Source organism: Mycobacterium sp. 5-140-3-2 (genome assembly GCF_035666375.1).
GTDB lineage: Bacteria > Actinomycetota > Actinomycetes > Mycobacteriales > Mycobacteriaceae > Mycobacterium > Mycobacterium intracellulare.
This window is the reverse complement of sequence record NZ_CP142025.1, coordinates 5,173,208-5,190,254: the sequence shown is the minus strand read 5'-3', so window position 1 is coordinate 5,190,254 and position 17,047 is coordinate 5,173,208. Positions and strand designations below refer to the sequence as shown.

The window sequence follows — 17,047 nt, the reverse complement described above, 5'->3', positions numbered from 1 at the left end:
CGGCCCGGTTGGGCTAGACGGCCCGGAACTGAACCCACATGCCTTGCATCAGCAACGCAGGGTCCGGGCGCTGCAGGTCCCACAGGACCGCGTCGGTGTGGCCGATGAGTTGCCACCCGCCGGGGGATTGCCGGGGATAGATCGCGCTGAATTCTCCGGCGAGGGCGACGGATCCGGCCGGCACGGCGGTCCGCGGCTCGGGACGCCGGGGCACCCGCAGGCGCGGGTCGCCGTCGACCAGGTACGCGAAACCGGGTGCGAATCCGCTGAATCCGACCCGCCACAGGGTGGCGGTGTGGGCGTCGATCACCTGCGGGATGGTCAGCCCGGTGTGGCCGGCGACCTCGGCGAGGTCGGGGCCGTCGTAGACCACGTCGATCACCACGTCGGCGCCGCGCTCGGACGGGGCCGGTGGCGTGGCGGTGACGCGCATCGCGTGCAGCCTCCGGCGGACGACGCCCTGGCGGCGTGGGCCGTCCAGCTTCACCAGCACGGTGCGGGCGGCCGGCACGACATCGACCACGCCCGCGATCGGCTCGGAGCGCAGCGCGGCGGTCCACGCCAAAACCTCTGCGGCACTGCCACATTGCACCATCAGCGCCCGGTCGCCGTAGTCCAGGACGGTGTTGCCGGCCAGCTCGGTCGGCAGTTCGTGGGCCAGGTCGCCGCTAAGGTCCGTCACGCTCATTACTCGACGGTAACCCCGGGATCGGGGCTCGTGCGAGGGGCGGCGGCGGGATTTTCGAGCACTGCCAGAGCTGCCTTAGCAAACGCTCAAACAGCCAGGATGCGCGCGAGCGGCTAGCCCAGGATTTTGGCGAGCAGCGGGGGCAGTTGGTCGGCGACGAGGGGGTAGCTCAGCGGTGAGGCGAAGGCGATCGCGCCGGCTTGCTCCGCGGTGGTGAAGATGTGGCGGTTCTGCGCGGTGGTCAGTGACCCGGCCACCTCGGGGTCGGCCAGCAGGGCCTTCTGATCGTCGGGGTTGCGGGTCGTCCAGATCACCACGTCGGCCGAATCGAGCACGGACTTGATGTGATCGCGCGGGATGACGGCGCGCTGATCGGTGCCGAACGGTTTGATGGTGTCGGCGATGACCAGCCCCATCTGGTTCAGGAAATCCGTGCGCCAGCCCGCCATGGTGGCCACGACGGTCCCCTGCCACAGCGCGCCGTGCATCAGCAGCGCCTTCTTGCCGGTCCACTGCGGGTTTCTCTTGCCGACGTCGGTGAACTTCTGGTCGACACCGTCGACCAGCGACTTCATCTGGTCCGCCTGGAACACGGCCTGCCCGACGGCGGCGGCCTGCTCCTTCCACGGTTCGAAGAAGGCGTCGCCCCCGGATTGCGCGACGGTCGGGGCGATCGCGGACAGTTTCTGATAGGTGTCGGCGTCGAGGCCGGCGTTGACGGCCACGATCAGGTCCGGTTTCAGCCCAGCGATCTGGTCGACCGGGATGCCGTTGTCCAGGTTCAGCACCACCGGCCGCGCGCCGCCGAGCTTGGGCGCGGACCACGGCCAGACCGCGAACGGCTGGTCACCGAACCAGTTGGTCACCGCGATCGGCACCACACCGACGGCGAGGAGGTCGTCCTGCTCGGTGAAGCCGGCGCTGACGACGCGCTTGGGCGGCTCTTTGATGACGGTCTGACCGAACAGGTGGGTGAGGGTCACCGATCCCGGCGTGGCTCCCGGTGCGGTTTTGTTTGACGAGCACCCCGCCGAAAGCGCCGAGGACCCGGCCAGCGCGGCGACGCCGGAAGCCCCTGCGAGCTGCAAGAATCCCCGTCGATTCCATCCCTGTCGCATCGCGTGAGAGTATCGCGTTCCGCCACCCGGCGGCTCGCGTTGCAGAGTTCTGACAAACGCGCCGGCCCCGTTGCGATTTCTGCGTATCGCCCGCGTAACTGTGCACACCCGGACCGGTAACAGTGCCTCTCTAGCGTCAAGTGGTCACCGCCCGCGCCTACCCACAAGGGAGTCCCACCAGATGACCACGACCCTCAGCCCGGCATCGCAGCCCGCGCCGACGCGCGAGCGTCCTGCCGGACGGCACTGGATCGACGACTGGCGACCCGAAGACCCGGAGTTCTGGGAGGCGACTGGCAAGCCGATCGCCCGCCGCAACCTGATCTTCTCGATCTTCGCCGAGCACGTCGGGTTCAGCGTGTGGATGCTGTGGAGCATCGTCGTGGTGCAGATGACCGCGGGCGCGCACGGGCTGCCCGCCGCGTCCGGCTGGGCGCTGACCCCCAGCCAGGCGCTGTGCCTGGTCGCCGTCCCCAGCGGGGTGGGCGCCTTCCTGCGACTGCCGTACACCTTCGCGGTGCCGATCTTCGGTGGCCGCAACTGGACGACCATCTCGGCGGCGCTGCTGCTGATCCCGTGCCTGCTGCTGGCCTGGGCGGTGAGCCATCCCGGCATCCCGTTCGCGGTCCTGGTGGCGGTCGCGGCGACCGCCGGCTTCGGCGGCGGCAACTTCGCCTCGTCGATGGCCAACATCTCCTTCTTCTACCCGGAGAAGGACAAGGGCTGGGCGCTGGGCCTGAACGCGGCCGGCGGCAACGTCGGCGTCGCCGTTGTGCAGAAGATCATCCCGCCCGTCGTCGTCGCCGGCGGCGGGGTGGCCCTGGCGCGCGCCGGACTGTTCTACGTGCCGCTGGCCGTCGTGGCCGCCGTGTGCGCGTTCGGATTCATGAACAACCTGAGCGAGGCGAAGGCCGACGTGAAGCCGGTGTGGCAGTCGCTGCGCCACCCCGACACCTGGCTCATGTCGCTGCTCTACATCGGCACGTTCGGGTCCTTCATCGGCTACTCGGCCGCCTTCCCGACCCTGCTCAAGACGGTGTTCGGCCGCGGCGACATCGCGCTGACCTGGGCCTTCCTCGGCGCCGGCATCGGGTCGGTGATCCGGCCCCTCGGCGGCAAGCTGGCCGACCGGATAGGCGGCGCGCGCATCACCGCCGCCAGTTTCGCGCTGTTGGCCCTCGGGGCGGCGGCCGCGCTGTGGTCGGTGCGGGCGGTCAACCTGCCGGCGTTCTTCGCCAGCTTCATGTTCTTGTTCGTCGCCACCGGCATCGGCAATGGCTCGACCTACCGGATGATTTCGCGGATCTTCAAGATCAAGGGCGAGCTGGCCGGCGGCGATCCGGACACCATGGTGCGGATGCGGCGCCAGGCCGCCGGCGCGCTGGGCGTCATCTCCGCGGTGGGCGCCTTCGGCGGCTTCATCGTGCCGCTGGCCTACGCCTGGTCGAAGTCGGAGTTCGGCAGCATCGAGCCGGCGCTGCGCTTCTACATCGCGTTCTTCCTCGCCCTGCTGGGCGTCACCTGGTACTGCTACCTGCGCAGGCACAACGCGATAACCCGGGTCGGGATCTAGTTAGGGCTGCTGCTTGCCGCCGTAGTTGGCCCAGGGGCTGTAGTCGGCGATCAGCTCCTCCTGCGGCGGCCGCTGGTCCTCGGGAACGTGTTGCAGGTTGATCCGGATCCGGTACCAGATCGAGCTGGGCCCGCGCATGCCGTCGACGAGGACGTCGACCGGCTGCAGCCGCTCGGCCGCCGCCGGATGGCGGTCGCGCCAGGTGTCCAGCGCCGCCATCGCCTCGTCCTTGGTCTTGGTGCGGGCGATCTCGATCAGGGGCATCGAGGATTGACGCCGGCCGCCGGTGCCCTTGTCGCGCTTGCCCGACCCTTTGGGCGCCCGCTCGGGAGGCCCCATCTCCTCGGCCAGCACCAGCAACCGGTCGAGGTCACCGACCGCGTCGTCCATTCCCTCCCAGGGGTCACCGATCTCGGCGAACCGCGCGGGCACGGTATCGATGGTGAACGCCTCGGGCCGGCACCCGGCGACCTCGTCCCAGTGCAGCGGGGTCGAGACCCGGGCGTCGGGCGTCGCCCGCACCGAATAGGCCGAGGCGACCGTGCGGTCCTTCGCGTTCTGGTTGAAGTCGACGAACACCCCCTCGCGTTCTTCCTTCCACCACCGGCTGGTCGCCGCCTCGGGCACGCGCCGCTCCACCTCCCGGGCGACTGTCTGCGCGGCCAGGCGCACCTGGCGGAACTCCCAGCGCCGGGCGATGCGGGCGTAGATGTGGAAGCCGCGCGACCCCGACGTCTTCGGCCACGGGGTCAGGCCGTAGTCCTCGAGCACCTCGCGCGCCACCAGGGCGACGTCCACGATGCGCCGCCAGGAGACCCCGGGCATCGGATCGAGGTCGACGCGCAGTTCGTCGGGGTGATCGAGGTCGTCGGCGAGCACCGGGTGCGGATTCAGGTCGACGCAGCCCAGGTTGATCGCCCAGGCCAGCCCGGCGGCGTCGCGGATGACGGCCTCCGCCGCGGAAGTGCCTCGCGCGTAACGGAGTTCGGCGACGTCGACCCAGTCCGGCCGTTTCGCCGGCGCGCGCTTCTGGAACACCGCCTCTTCGGTGATGCCCTTGACGAAGCGCTTCAGGATCATGGGGCGCCCGGCCACGCCGCGCAGCGCGCCGTCGGCCACGGACAGGTAATAGCGGACCAGGTCGAGCTTGGTGTAGGGGCCCGATGTTTTGTGGCCGTCCGCGCGGGGGAACACGACCTTGTCCGGATGGGTGACGGTGACCTCTCGCCCGGCCACCTCCAGCAAAACCGGACGGGTCATGGGAGTTCATGTTAATTCGCCAGAATTTCTGGCCGTGCTGAGACGGACGTCACATATGGTGGATTCCATGCCTAACCTCCTCGGCCTGCCCGGCCAGGCCTCCAAAGCGGTAGCAAAACTGCACCAGTACGTCGAGCGCGGCTCCGCCGAACTGCACTACGTGCGCAAAATCTTCGAGTCGGGCGCGTTCCGGATCGAGCCACCGCAGAACTACGCCGCGATGGCGGCCGACATCTACAAGTGGGGCGAGTTCGGCATGCTGCCCGCCCTCAACGCGCGGCGCCATCCCGACCGCGCGGCGTGCATCGACGAAGAGGGCGAATTCTCCTACCGCGAACTCGACGAGGCGGCGCACGCGGTGGCTAACGGGCTGATCGAGAAGGGCGTCAAGGGCGGCGACGGCGTCGCCATCCTGGCCCGCAACACCCGCTGGTTCCTGATCGCCAACTACGGCGCCGCGCGGGTCGGCGCGCGCATCATCCTGCTCAACAGCGAATTCTCGGGTCCGCAGATCAAAGAGGTGTCCGAGCGCGAGGGCGCCAAGCTGATCATCTACGACGACGAGTACACCAAGGCCGTCAGCAAGGCCTCGCCGGAGCTGGGCAAGCTGCGGGCGCTGGGGACCAACCCGGATAGTGACGAGCCGTCCGGCAGCACCGACGAGACGCTGGCCGACCTGATCGAGCGCAGCAGCAAGGAGCCCGCCCCCAAGGCGGCCAGGCACGCCTCGATCATCATCCTCACCAGCGGGACCACCGGCACCCCGAAGGGCGCGAACCGTAGCACCCCGCCGACGCTGGCGCCGGTCGGCGGAATCCTGTCGCACGTCCCGTTCAAGGCCGGCGAGGTGACGTCGCTGCCGGCGCCGATGTTCCACGCGCTGGGGTATCTGCACGGCACGATCGCGATGTTCCTGGGCTCGACGCTGGTGCTGCGCCGCAAGTTCAAGCCGCCGCTGGTGCTGCAGGACATCGAGAAGTACAAGGTGACCGCGATGGTCGTCGTCCCGGTGATGTTGTCGCGGATCCTCGAAGCGGTCGAGAAGATGGACTCCAAGCCTGACCTGTCCAGCCTGAAGATCGTGTTCGTGTCGGGATCGGCGCTGGGGGCCGACCTGGCGGAGCGCTCGCTCAAGGACCTCGGCCCAGTGATCTACAACATGTACGGCTCGACCGAGATCGCCTTTGCGACCATCGCCGAACCCAAGCACCTGCAGTACAACTCGTCGACCGTCGGGCCGGTCGTCAAGGGCGTGCGCGTCAAGATCTACGACGACAACGGCAAGGAGCTGCCGCAGGGCGAGGTCGGCCGCATCTTCGTCGGCAACGCCTTCCCGTTCGAGGGCTACACGGGCGGGGGCAAGAAGCAGATCATCGACGGCCTGTTGTCGTCGGGCGACGTCGGCTACTTCGACGAGAACGGCCTGCTCTACATCAGCGGGCGTGACGACGAGATGATCGTCTCCGGCGGCGAGAACGTCTTCCCGGCCGAGGTCGAGGACCTGATCACCGGGCACCCCGACGTCGTGGAGGCCACCGCGATCGGCGTCGACGACAAGGAGTGGGGCCACCGCCTGCGCGCCTTCGTGGTGAAGAAGGACGGCGCGGACCTCGACGAGGACACCGTCAAGCACTACGTGCGCGATCACCTGGCCCGCTACAAGGTGCCGCGCGAGGTCATCTTCCTCGACGAGCTGCCGCGCAACCCCACCGGCAAGATCCTCAAGCGCGAGCTGCGCGAAATGGAGATCGAATAGGCCTCAGCGGCGTTCTTTGATGGCCCGGGTGATCTGGGCCGTGAGCTTCGGGTCGACCAGGAGCTGGTCGATCAGCGCGGTGAGCACCTCCTGCCCGGTCACGCGCGCGACGCCGAGCCGATCGGCCGCCTCGCGCTGCCAGATGTCGAGGGCCCGGTGAGTGGCGGCCGCCAGGTCGACGGTCCGGCGGGTCCGCTGGGTGCGCCCCGCCTGGTTGGCCGACGGCTCGCTGGCGATGCGCTGGCCGCGGGGCTGCCCGAGGCTGAGGCGCTCGGTCGGCGCGGCGTCTCCGGCGGGGCCGCCCGCCGGGGTGGGGGCGCGAAAGGATCCGGCGCTGGGTCCGTTGGGACTGGGCTTGAAGTTCACTTCGGTGTCTTCCTCCGTGAGTGCGGATCAGTAAATCAGCGCTCGTCGCCTATGTGTCAATACTGATTCTCTCACCGACGCCACCCTAAGTCGCGTCGCCGGGCCGCGGACGGCCCGGGTGGGACGCCGACGGATTTGCGCGCGGCTCCGCGACGCCGGATGCAGGCGAAAGAGCAAATTTCTGCAAATAGCTGACGCCGGTAAAAACGAGGCCAGGATTGCGGTGATCCGACGACTCGTGGACGGTAATCGCGGCGCGAATCAGTGGATCTGACAATGCGCATATTCGGACTTCAGTAAATACGGTAGGCTCGCGCAGTACATCAGTATACGGGCTATTACCTGCAGATATAAGCCGATCGCCGTGCGCCGGCTCAGTATTCGCGGATAAATGAATTGCGTAAATAGGGATTGATCATCGCGCGCTGGATTGGGCGCTATCACGTCATTGTTGCGCAATTCACACCGCGAAAGCCCCGAATTCGCTTGTTTGCTTAGAAATGTCCGGTTAGCGTTTTAAGCATCGATATCAAGTCTTTGAAAGGAGCGCCCTCGATGATCTCGTCAGCATCGTTACGTGGCGCGGCCGTAGGTGTTGTGGGCGCCGGAGCCGTGGCGGGCGCGCTGCTCTTCGGCGGCGCCCCCGTGGCTTCGGCCGCCCCCGGGCCGAGTCACTCCACAAGCTTCGCCAGTGCCGGGCCGCAGAGCGGACCGGGCTTCATTCCCGAGCGCCCCGGCGGTCGTGGATGGGGTGGCCATGATGGTCGGGGACATGGCAATTGGGGTCACGGCGGCTGGGGGCACGGTGGCTGGGTCCATGGGCCCGGCTACTGGAAGCCCCAGCACTGGTGGAACTGGTGGTGGTGACCACCATCTCCGCGCGGTAGCCGGCCATCACCGACACGCCAACCCTCGGGATGGACGGCCCGTGTATGGGGGGAACCATGCCGGCTTGACTCAGTCAGGCCGGCATGGCCCATTTCTGCGCCCGGTTACGGATCGCGCGGCAGGCCCAACAACCGTTCGGCGATGATGTTCAGCTGCACCTCGGACGTCCCGCCGTAGATGGTGGTCGCCCGGCTGGCCAGCAGGTACTCGCCCCATTTGCCGGGCAGTTGGTCGGTGTCGCCGATCGCGGCGTCGGTCCCGAAGGACGAGACCGCGAATTCGGCGTAACCCTGGCCGGTGCGCATCGACAACAACTTGGAGATCGCCGCCGACGGCATCGCGTCCCCGCCGGCCAGCGTCAGCAGCGTGGAACGCAGGTTCAGCACCTTGGCCGCATGGCCCTCGGCAATCAACTGACCGGCGCGGTGCTGCGCGACCTGATCGAACTGCCCGTCACGAACGAACTCGACGAACTGCGACAGCGTGGCCAGGAAGTTCGCCTCGCTGCTGCCGATCGACACCCGCTCCGCGGTCAGCGTGTTGCGGCTTACCTCCCAGCCCCGGTTCACCTCACCGAGCACGCACTCGTCGGGCACGAACACGTCGTCGATGTAGACGGTGTTGAACATCGCGTTGCCGGTGAGCTCGCGCAGCGGCTTGACGTCGACGCCCTCGCTCTTCATGTCCAGCAGGAAGTACGTGATGCCGCTGTGTTTCGGCGCGCTGGGGTCGGTCCGTGCGAGCAGCGCACCCCACTGCGAGAACTGCGCGGCGGTCGTCCAGATCTTCTGGCCGGTGATGCGCCACCCTCCGTCGGTCCGGGTGGCCTTCGTGGACAGGCCGGCCAGATCCGAACCCGCGCCGGGCTCGGAAAACAGCTGACACCAGATCATCTCGCCGCGGAAGGTCGGCGGCAGGAACCGCTGCTTTTGCTCCTCGGTGCCGAACGCCACGATCGACGGGACGATCCAGGTGGCGATGCCGGTCTGGGGCCGCTTGACCCGCCCGGAGGCGAACTCCTGCGCGATGATGATCTGCTCCACCGGCCCGGCCGCCCTGCCCCACGGCTTGGGCAGGTACGGCAGCACCCAGCCGCCCTCGGCGATGGCGACCTTGCGTTGCTCGCGCTCGATCTCCTTGAGCGCCGCCACTTCGGCCCGGATCTCCGCCCGCAGCTTCTCGGTCTCGGGATCGAGGTCGATGTCGACCGCGCGCATCCCGGTGGTGGTCGCTGTGTCGACCACCTTTTGCGGGTAGTCCGAGCTGCGGCCGAAGGAGGCGGCCAACATCAGCGCCCGGCGGTAGTACACGTTCGTGTCGTGCTCCCACGTGAAGCCGATCCCACCGTGCACCTGGATGCAATCCTGCGCGCACCGTTGAGCGGCGGCCGGCGCCAGCGTCGCCGCCACGGCGGCGGCGAACTCAACGTGGGAACCCGCGGTGTCCCAACGGTTTTCGCGGGCCTCGTCGATCGCGCGGGCGGCATCCCACACCGCAGCCGTGGCCCGCTCGGTGTCGGCGATCATCTCGGCGCACTTGTGCTTGATGGCCTGGAATTGGCCGATCGGCCTGCCGAACTGCTCGCGGATCTTGGCGTAGCTCGACGCGGTGTCGGTCGCCCAGCGCGCCACGCCGATGGCTTCGGCGGACAGCAGCGTCGTCATCAGCGCGTGCGCGGTGCCCATGCTCAGGTTCGTCAAGACGACGTCGTCGCCGACCTCCACGGCGTTGGCCCGCACGTCGGCGATGGGCCGCAACGGGTCCAGGCTTTTCACCGGCTCGATCTCGAGCTGGTCGGCGCGCAGCACCACCCACGCCTCGCCGCTGTCGATCGCGACGGGCAGCACCAGCAGCGACGCCTGCGCGGCGGCGGGGACCGCGCGGAGCTCGCCGCGGATCACCAGAGAACTGCCCTGCCGGGTGGCGGTCAGCGCGCAGCAATTCAGGCCGTAGGCGGCGATCTCGGCGCCGGATGCCAGCCCGGCGAGCGCCTTGGCGTCCGGGTCGTGCGCGGAGATCAACGCGCTGGCGATCGCGGACGGCACGAAGGGGCCCGGCACCGCCCCGTAGCCGAATTCCGCGAGCACAATGGCCAACTCGAGAACGCCGAAGCCCTGCCCGCCGACGGATTCCGCCAGATGAACGCCCTGCAGGCCCTGCTCGGCCGCGGCCTGCCAGTACGGCGGCGGGTTGCCGACCTCCGTCTCCATCGCCTCGTGCAGCGTCTCGGACGGGGCGATGCGCGCCACCAGCGCTCGCACGGAATCGGCCAGTTCTTGATGCTCGGGATTTATCGCGATCGGCATTGGTCGCCTTCCGTTGCTGCAGGACGCCGTCTCGGCCAAGTACCTTCCAAGCTAACAACCAGTCGGTTGGTTGACGACATCACCTACCGCCACCGCTTGCCGATCCATCCGGCGATGATGTCGGCCTGCTCGCTGCGGGCCCCGGGGGTGGTGAAGTAGTGATCGGTGTCCACCGAGGCCCGGGTCTTGTCGGCGCCGGCGAGGGCGTCGAAGATGCGTTGCGCGTCAGAGGGAAACACGCCGGTGTCGGCGTCGGCGTTGATCACCAGGGCCGGACACCGGACCCGGGCCAGGTGCGGCTCGGCCCGGGTCTGGGCCACCCGCAGGCTCCACATGCCCAGCCAGCTGCGCAGCGTGCACGCCGCCGCGATGCCGTGCGCCGAGCGGTTCGCCTTGGCCGGGACGCCCGCGTAGCACATGTTGGGCTGCCGTTTGGTCGGCTCGATGCCGGGATCGACCATGCGCGGGTCGGCCCAGGTGCGCATCACCGAAAACGGGCGATCGGAAAACCCCGCCGCGCGAACGCGTTTGAGCTCTCTTTCGGCCCAGTCGGTGATGGCGTGATTGCGCGCGACCTGCGCGCTGCGGTACCGGGCGAGGAACTCCGGGGTGTAGGGCGGCCCATTGCGCCCGTTGAACAGGTCGAGGTCGGCGTCGGTGGCGACGGGATCGTTCTCGTCGACGACGGCGGCGTCCATCCAGGCGGTGAGCACTTCGGGTCGCCCGGGATGGGCGGCGGTGGCCACGTAGCCGTCGGCGGGCGGCAACTCGGTCACCCCGGCCGCCGGGCGCATGCCTTCCAGCGGGGTCACGTTCGGCTCGACGGCCTGGGACTGGTAGGCGGCCATCAACGACCCTCCGCCCGAGTTGCCCAGCAGCACAACGGTATCCACGCCCTGCACCTCGCGCAGCCAGCGCACTCCGACCCCGATGTCCACCAGCGCGTGGTCGAGCAGGAAGCTGCTTTCGAAGCCGCGGAACCTGGTGTTCCAGCCGAGGAATCCGATGCCGCGAGTGGCCATGTAATCGGCGAGATAGTGCTCGGAGAAGTCGATCTGGTAGTGCGCGGCGATCATCGCCACCTTGGGCTTGCGTCCCACCCCCCGGTGATACAAACCCTGGCAGGGGTGCCCGCCGGCGCCGGCGCGCCCGGCCGTAGGCGACGGCAGCCCGACGAATTCGCGGATGACTCCGGCACCGGTACGACGAGTCAATTCAGCGGTCCCCCTCAGTGGCGTAGATGGCCCGGTAATAGATGTTGGCCAGGGTCTGGATGCAGGCCTCGTCGTCGGGTTCCCCGCAACGTGCCGAACCGAGCTGGACGTAGCAGAACTGGTTGAACATCGCCACGATCGCCTCCGCGATCAGCTGCGGGTCGTCGTCGCGGCAACGGCCCTCGGCCTGTGCGCGGCGGACCGATTCAGCGATGAAAGATATTGGTATCGAGCAGATTTCGGCCCAGTACTGGGCGAAGTCGTCGTTGATCATCGCCAGCTGTGACACGCTGATCACCTCGGCTAGCCGGTTGCGGTAGGTGTGCCAGTGCGCGGCGGCCGCCCCGTACGCGCGCTCGCGATCGGTCAACCCGTGCTGGGTCACCGACAGCGCGCGCTGGTTGGCCTCGTCGCGGAAGCGCAGCGCCCATTGGCGCACCATCGCCTCTTTGGACTCGTAGTAGTTGTAGAAGGACGCCGCCGAGCGGCCGGCCTCCGCGGCGATGTCGGCGATGGTCGTGGCCAGGACACCTTTGCGCGCGATGACCGTCCGGGCGGCCAGATCGATCGCGGCCTGCGTCCGCCTGCCGCGATGCGTGGGCAGCTCCGCGGGTGGCCCGCTCCGGTCAGCAGGGGATGCCGCGGTGGACACCTGCGCACCTCCCTGGGCCAAAACTGAATCTGATGTTAGATTCAGATTCGGATCTTGGCCAGGCTCATCGAGCCGGGAACCGAGGGGAGCCGCACGATGATCAAGCCGCACAACACCAACGCGGAATTCGAACTCGGCGGGATCAATCACGTCGCGCTGGTGTGCTCGGACATGGCCAAAACCGTCGACTTCTACAGCAACATCCTGGGCATGCCGCTGATCAAGTCGCTCGATCTGCCCGGCGGGGCGGGCCAGCACTTCTTCTTCGACGCCGGCAACGGCGACTGCGTCGCCTTCTTCTGGTTCGCCGACGCCCCCGACCGGGTGCCGGGCATTTCGTCGCCGGGCGCCATCCCCGGCATCGGCGACATCACCAGCGCGGTCAGCACGATGAACCACCTGGCCTTCCACGTGCCGGCCGAGAAGTTCGACGCCTACCGCCAGCGACTCAAGGACAAAGGGGTGCGGGTCGGGCCGGTGCTCAACCACGACGAGAGCCCCATGCAGGTCTCGGCGACCGTGCATCCCGGCGTCTATGTGCGCTCGTTCTATTTCCAGGATCCCGACGGCATTACCCTCGAGTTCGCCTGTTGGGTGAAGGAATTCGAAAGCGGCGACGCGAAGGCCGTGCCCAAGACCGCCGCGGACCGCCGGCCCCCGGTGGGCGCCGGTCGCTGATCGCGCCGCTGCTCCGCGAGTCGGAGAATGCTAGGTATGACCGACGGCATTTTGACCGACGAACAGATCGCCGCGCTTACCCCCGGGCAGCGCCGCGACCTCATCTCCCGGCTGGAGCGGCCCCTCGGCGAGGTCATCGACCCGGACTTCCTGGACCGCGTGCGCCGCGTCCGGCTGAGTCTGATGATCGGCGGCTCCATCGCGATGGTTCCCTGGCTGGGATACCTGGCGATGACGCTGCCCGAGAAGTACGTCGCCCACAATTGGCCGGTCACCTGGATCGGCTTCGATGTGCTGCTGGTCGCCTTCATGCTGACGACGGCCGCGCTGGGGTATCTGCGCCGCCAGCTGCTGGTCCTCGCCGCGTTCACCACCGGGGTGCTGCTGATCTGCGACGCGTGGTTCGACCTCATGACCGCGGGCCCCAAGGACGTGTGGCTGTCGGTGATCACCGCGCTGCTGATCGAGGTGCCGCTGGCGATCTTCATGATCTTCAGCGCCATGCGCATCCTGCGGCTCACCATGATGCGTTTGTGGCTGCTGCGTCCCGGCATGCGCCTCTGGGAGCTGCCGCTGTTCCCGTGAGGCGGTGCGGGTTTGGCCCGCGCACCGGCTCGAGGGCCGGACAACTGTATCCCGAGTTGCGGGCGTAGCGGGCCGAATCGGCGATAAGTCGTCGCGAATCGACCCCGCCCGGCGTGGCCAGGGCCGTTGAGGGGGAAAAGATTACTGCACCGCCGGCGATCTCGCGGCGGAATTCGAGTCTTGACAAAACCGCGAAATCTTCGCCTGCGTCAGCTAGCGTCCACAGCAGCGACATAGGGGTATGAGCGGCGGGGTAGTTCACCAACACAGGCGAAAGTCCGTCGGACAATTTCAAGCGCGACACACATCGACGATCCTCGAAAAGCCAAGCGCCAACCGTACTTCCAGCACCCCCAGACCGCCCCGCAAACGTCGTCGTCTCACAGCACAAGGACTCGAGGAAATGGTCGCACTCGGAAATATCAACGAATGGCACCCGCCGCACGGCCCGGTCACCATGTGGATGGCCGCACCAGCCGCACGCGAAGCGGCCCGCGCCGCACGGCGAAGCGACCTGGCGCCGAGTTACCAACAGAATCAACACCTCTGGGCCTCCTACCAAGGCAAGGCCATGAACCGCCAGCTGCCCCGTCTGATGATCGTCGCGTGGGACATCCCCGGCACCTGCGACATTGCGGCGATGACGGCGACGATCAACGCCCACGTTCGCCGCCAGGACACCTATCACAACTGGTTCGAGTACGACAACGGCACGTTCGTGCGCCGGGTGATCGACGATCCCGAAGCGATCGAGTTCGTCCCCGTGGCGCTGGGGCACAAGACCGCGGACCAAGTCCGCGCCCATGCCTTGACCACCACCCCGGACACCCTCGAGTGGGGCTGCTTCACCTACGGAATCGTCCAGCACGCCGACTATTTCACGTTCTACGCGAGCGTCGACCACCTGCACATCGACGGCTTGTCGGCCGCCCTCATCTTCCTCGACGTCCACCTGACGTATCAGGAACTCGCGCAGACCGGGCACCAGCCCGCCGGCCTACCGGAGATCCGCAGCTACCGCGACTACGTTGCGCGCCAACGCGAGAAGGCGGCGACGTTGACGCTCTCGTCGCCCGAGATCAAGGACTGGATCGAGTTCGCCCGCCACACCGACGGCGACTGGCCCAGTTTCCCGCTGCCCCTTGGTGACACGTGGTCCAGCACCAGAGGCGACCTGTTGACGGTCGAGTTGATGAATGCCGAGGACACGGAGTCCTTCGACGCCGCCTGCGTGGCGGCCGGCGCCCGGTTCATCGGGGGAGTGCTGGCCTGCACGGGCCTGGCCGAGCACGAATTGACCGGTAAGAAGACCTATCACGGGTTCACGGCCAAGGACACCAGGACACCGGGCGTCGACTCGATGACCGTCGGCTGGTTCGCCAGCCTGATTCCGATCACGGTGCCGACCGCCGGCGAGACGTTCGCCCAGGCCGCCCGGACGGCGCAGAAGTCGTTCGACGACGCTCAGCGCCTCGCCGACGTGCCGGTCGAGCGGGTGCTGGAGCTCGCCACCCCGGACGAACTGGGCATCAAGCTGCCCACGCAGCTGCCGATGATGTTGTCGTTCCTCGACTTCCGCAAGATCCCCCTCAACGGGTTGTGGGCGGAGACGAAATTCGGCACGTACGGCGACAGCCTGTCCCACGGCGGGGTGAACATGTGGATCAACCGCCAGGCCGCGAACACCACGGTGACGATGTCCTTCCCGGACAACGCGATCGCGCGGGAGTCGGTGCTGCGCTACATCGCGACGCTGATCCAGGTGTTCGCGCGTGTCGCCAGGCCCACCGGGGACGAGCCGGTTGTGGTTGCGCCCCAGGTGAACCCGGACGACACATTCGCTCCGGCGCCGGACACGGACGATCACGAAGCGGCGTAGCGATGAGCAACGTGCTGGACCTGGCCGACCAAACACTCTTCCTGGGTGAGCGGGCGACGGGTGCCACCAGTTTGCTGCAGTGCGTCTGGGTGTACGACCGCGCCGTCGACGTCGGTGGGCTGCGTGAGTTCCACCGCCACCTCGGCCGGGGGCGGCTGTCGCGGCGAGTCGAGCGCTCCGCCTTGCCCTTTGGCCGTCATCGCTGGGTGGCGGCCGCCGAGTGCTCCCCCTTGGAGATCGTCGCGCCGCCGCGGGAGCGCGAGGACATCGATGCGTGGCTCGACGAGCAGACCCACAAGCGGCCGGACGCCGAGCGCGGGCCCGGATGGCACTTGGCGATGCTCCCGCTGACCGACGGCGGCGCGGTGGTGAGCCTGGTCACCACGCACTGCCTCACCGATGGCGTCGGGCTGTGCGAGGCCCTGGCCGATGCGGCTCGGGGACGCGGCGACCGGACCCGCTGGCCCGCCGCGGGAGGCCGGCGGCGCTGGCAAGCCCTGCGCGAGGACGCGCGCCAAACCGCGCACGACGCGCTCGATGTCGGCCGCGCCGTCGGCGCCGCGGCCCGGATGCTCCGGCAGGGCCGCGACGGCACCGCGTCCGTCGCCCCGCCACGCGGGAAGCGGCCCGCGCCGCCGGCCGCGCCCGACGACCGCATTTCCCTGCCGATGGAGACGATCTTCGTCAGCGCCGACGACTGGGACGCCCGCGCAACTGCCTTGGGCGGCACCAGCAACGCGCTGCTCGCCGGGTTGGCGGCCCACCTCGCCCAGCGGGTGGGGCGGGTGGCCCCCGACGGCTCGGTCAACATCGGCATGCCCGTCAACGAGCGCGCCCCAAGCGACACGCGCGCCAACGCGGTCACGAACGTCGACGTCACGCTGGGGGCCGCGGCGATCACCACGGACCTGCGCGAGATCCGCGCCGCCATCAAGCGGGCGCTGGTTCGCCATCACGACGAGCCCGACGAGCGGTGGGCGCTGCTGCCCCTCGTCCCGCTGATCCCGAAGCCGGTGTTTCGGCGGTTGCTCAGCGTGGTCACCGGCGGCGCGGCGACCGTGGTGTCGTCCAATCTCGGCGCGCTCGACCCGGCCGCCAACCGGCCGGACGGCACGGACGCCGACTACTTCGCCATGAAGTCGGTGTACCCGGGCGTGACCGCCGCGACGATGCACCGCACCAACGGGGCCCTGGCGTTGCTGTCGGGGCGGGTCCACGGCCGGGTCTTCATCTCGGTCCTCGCCTACGAATTGGGCCGCCACAATTCGAACGAGGGTCTGCGACAAGCGCTTTCCAAGACGCTGAGCGACTTCTCGCTGGCCGCCACAACGGGCTGGCACACGGTCTGCCCCGTGTGAGGCGCTAGGCCTCGGCCCGTGTTTCGGTGAGCCGGTAGAGGTTTGGCTCGGCAAGCTCGTCGAGCAGGGCGGCCAGGTGATCGACGAGCTCATCCGGTTCGAGCCGGACGTCGCCGGCCAGCCAGGCGCTGATGGTCTGCCCGACCCCGCCGACCACGAAGTGCGCTGCGGCCTTGATGCGATCGTTTGCCGGCACCTGAAGCGCGTTGCCGACGTGCTGGCCGGACAGCATCGCGAACAGGGCGCTGGACTCGGCGCGTTTGCGCACCACCACGGGGTCGGCCAGCTGCGTGCTGAACAACAGGCGGCCGACGCGGGCGTCGTCGGTGATGGTCCGCACGATGTTGGCGATGCCCGCGCGGGTCTGCTCGTCGGCGGGCACCGTGGCGACCGCGGCCTGCGTGGTGGCGGCCAGCTCGGCGACCACCCAGTCGAAGACGCAGGAGACGAATTCGTCCTTGTCGGTGAAGCTCTCGTAGAAGTACCGGGCCGCCAGCCCGGCGCGGCGGCACACCCCGCGGACGGTGACCGCCGAGATGTCCGGCCGCTGATCGCCGAGCAGGTCCAGGCCGGCGGCCAGGAGCCGGTTACGGCGGGTGGCCAGGCGTTCGGCGGCCTCCACCCCGCGATACGGCCGCGCGCTGGACGTGTCGCTCATGCGGACCATCTTGACACTAACGCCGCGGCGCGACAATATCAGGAAACAAGCGTTCGCACATTAGCGGC

Annotated in this window: 14 protein-coding genes; 6 read left to right on the top strand and 8 right to left on the bottom strand. The window is 68.4% G+C overall.

What is annotated here, in order from left to right:
- Positions 1-13: 13 nt before the first annotated feature.
- Together P6281_RS24360 and P6281_RS24355 are read right to left on the bottom strand one after the other, a co-directional pair.
- Complete coding sequence (locus tag P6281_RS24360; protein ID WP_008261736.1) at positions 14-688, bottom strand: 5-oxoprolinase subunit B family protein; 675 nt, start codon at positions 686-688, stop codon at positions 14-16.
- Between the two features lie 113 nt (positions 689-801).
- Complete coding sequence (locus tag P6281_RS24355) at positions 802-1,806, bottom strand: ABC transporter substrate-binding protein (RefSeq protein ID WP_036429554.1); 1,005 nt, start codon at positions 1,804-1,806, stop codon at positions 802-804.
- Between the two features lie 181 nt (positions 1,807-1,987).
- Between P6281_RS24355 and P6281_RS24350 the strand changes: the two genes are divergently transcribed.
- On the top strand, positions 1,988-3,379 hold the full coding sequence (locus P6281_RS24350) for a NarK family nitrate/nitrite MFS transporter (RefSeq protein WP_008261734.1): 1,392 nt from the start codon (positions 1,988-1,990) through the stop codon (positions 3,377-3,379).
- Here the strand turns inward: P6281_RS24350 and P6281_RS24345 are convergent, their stop codons facing one another.
- Entirely contained in the window at positions 3,380-4,639 is a 1,260-nt protein-coding gene (locus tag P6281_RS24345; protein ID WP_008261733.1) for a DNA polymerase domain-containing protein, read from the bottom strand.
- Positions 4,640-4,706: 67 nt separating this feature from the next.
- Here P6281_RS24345 and fadD2 point away from each other — a divergent pair, with 67 nt between their 5' ends.
- Complete coding sequence (gene fadD2 / locus P6281_RS24340) at positions 4,707-6,395, top strand: long-chain-fatty-acid--CoA ligase FadD2 (protein ID WP_008261732.1); 1,689 nt, start codon at positions 4,707-4,709, stop codon at positions 6,393-6,395.
- 3 nt (positions 6,396-6,398) lie between these two features.
- On the opposite strand, the gene P6281_RS24335 is transcribed toward fadD2, so the two are convergent.
- From P6281_RS24335 to P6281_RS24320, 4 genes are all read right to left on the bottom strand, one after another.
- Positions 6,399-6,761: a hypothetical protein gene (locus P6281_RS24335; protein ID WP_008261730.1), complete on the bottom strand. Its 363-nt coding sequence runs from the start codon at positions 6,759-6,761 to the stop codon at positions 6,399-6,401.
- Between the two features lie 992 nt (positions 6,762-7,753).
- A complete protein-coding gene (locus P6281_RS24330; RefSeq protein ID WP_003874014.1) occupies positions 7,754-9,955 on the bottom strand; it encodes an acyl-CoA dehydrogenase in 2,202 nt (733 codons plus the stop codon).
- 83 nt (positions 9,956-10,038) lie between these two features.
- Complete coding sequence (locus P6281_RS24325; protein WP_036429553.1) at positions 10,039-11,169, bottom strand: alpha/beta hydrolase; 1,131 nt, start codon at positions 11,167-11,169, stop codon at positions 10,039-10,041.
- 1 nt (position 11,170) lies between these two features.
- Positions 11,171-11,821 (bottom strand): TetR/AcrR family transcriptional regulator, encoded by a 651-nt coding sequence (locus tag P6281_RS24320; protein ID WP_003874012.1) that lies wholly within the window; start codon positions 11,819-11,821, stop codon positions 11,171-11,173.
- Between the two features lie 96 nt (positions 11,822-11,917).
- On the opposite strand from P6281_RS24320, the gene P6281_RS24315 reads away from it, so the two are divergent.
- The 4 genes from P6281_RS24315 to P6281_RS24300 all read left to right on the top strand — a co-directional run bounded on the left by P6281_RS24315 (position 11,918) and on the right by P6281_RS24300 (position 16,321).
- Positions 11,918-12,499: a VOC family protein gene (locus P6281_RS24315; RefSeq protein WP_008261724.1), complete on the top strand. Its 582-nt coding sequence runs from the start codon at positions 11,918-11,920 to the stop codon at positions 12,497-12,499.
- Positions 12,500-12,535: 36 nt separating this feature from the next.
- Positions 12,536-13,084 (top strand): hypothetical protein, encoded by a 549-nt coding sequence (locus P6281_RS24310; RefSeq protein ID WP_003874010.1) that lies wholly within the window; start codon positions 12,536-12,538, stop codon positions 13,082-13,084.
- A 403-nt stretch (positions 13,085-13,487) separates the two neighbouring features.
- Positions 13,488-14,963 (top strand): condensation domain-containing protein, encoded by a 1,476-nt coding sequence (locus P6281_RS24305; protein ID WP_008261722.1) that lies wholly within the window; start codon positions 13,488-13,490, stop codon positions 14,961-14,963.
- A 2-nt stretch (positions 14,964-14,965) separates the two neighbouring features.
- Positions 14,966-16,321: a hypothetical protein gene (locus P6281_RS24300; protein WP_008261721.1), complete on the top strand. Its 1,356-nt coding sequence runs from the start codon at positions 14,966-14,968 to the stop codon at positions 16,319-16,321.
- A gap of 4 nt (positions 16,322-16,325) precedes the next feature.
- On the opposite strand, the gene P6281_RS24295 is transcribed toward P6281_RS24300, so the two are convergent.
- On the bottom strand, positions 16,326-16,988 hold the full coding sequence (locus tag P6281_RS24295; RefSeq protein WP_015632553.1) for a TetR/AcrR family transcriptional regulator: 663 nt from the start codon (positions 16,986-16,988) through the stop codon (positions 16,326-16,328).
- Positions 16,989-17,047: the final 59 nt, after the last annotated feature.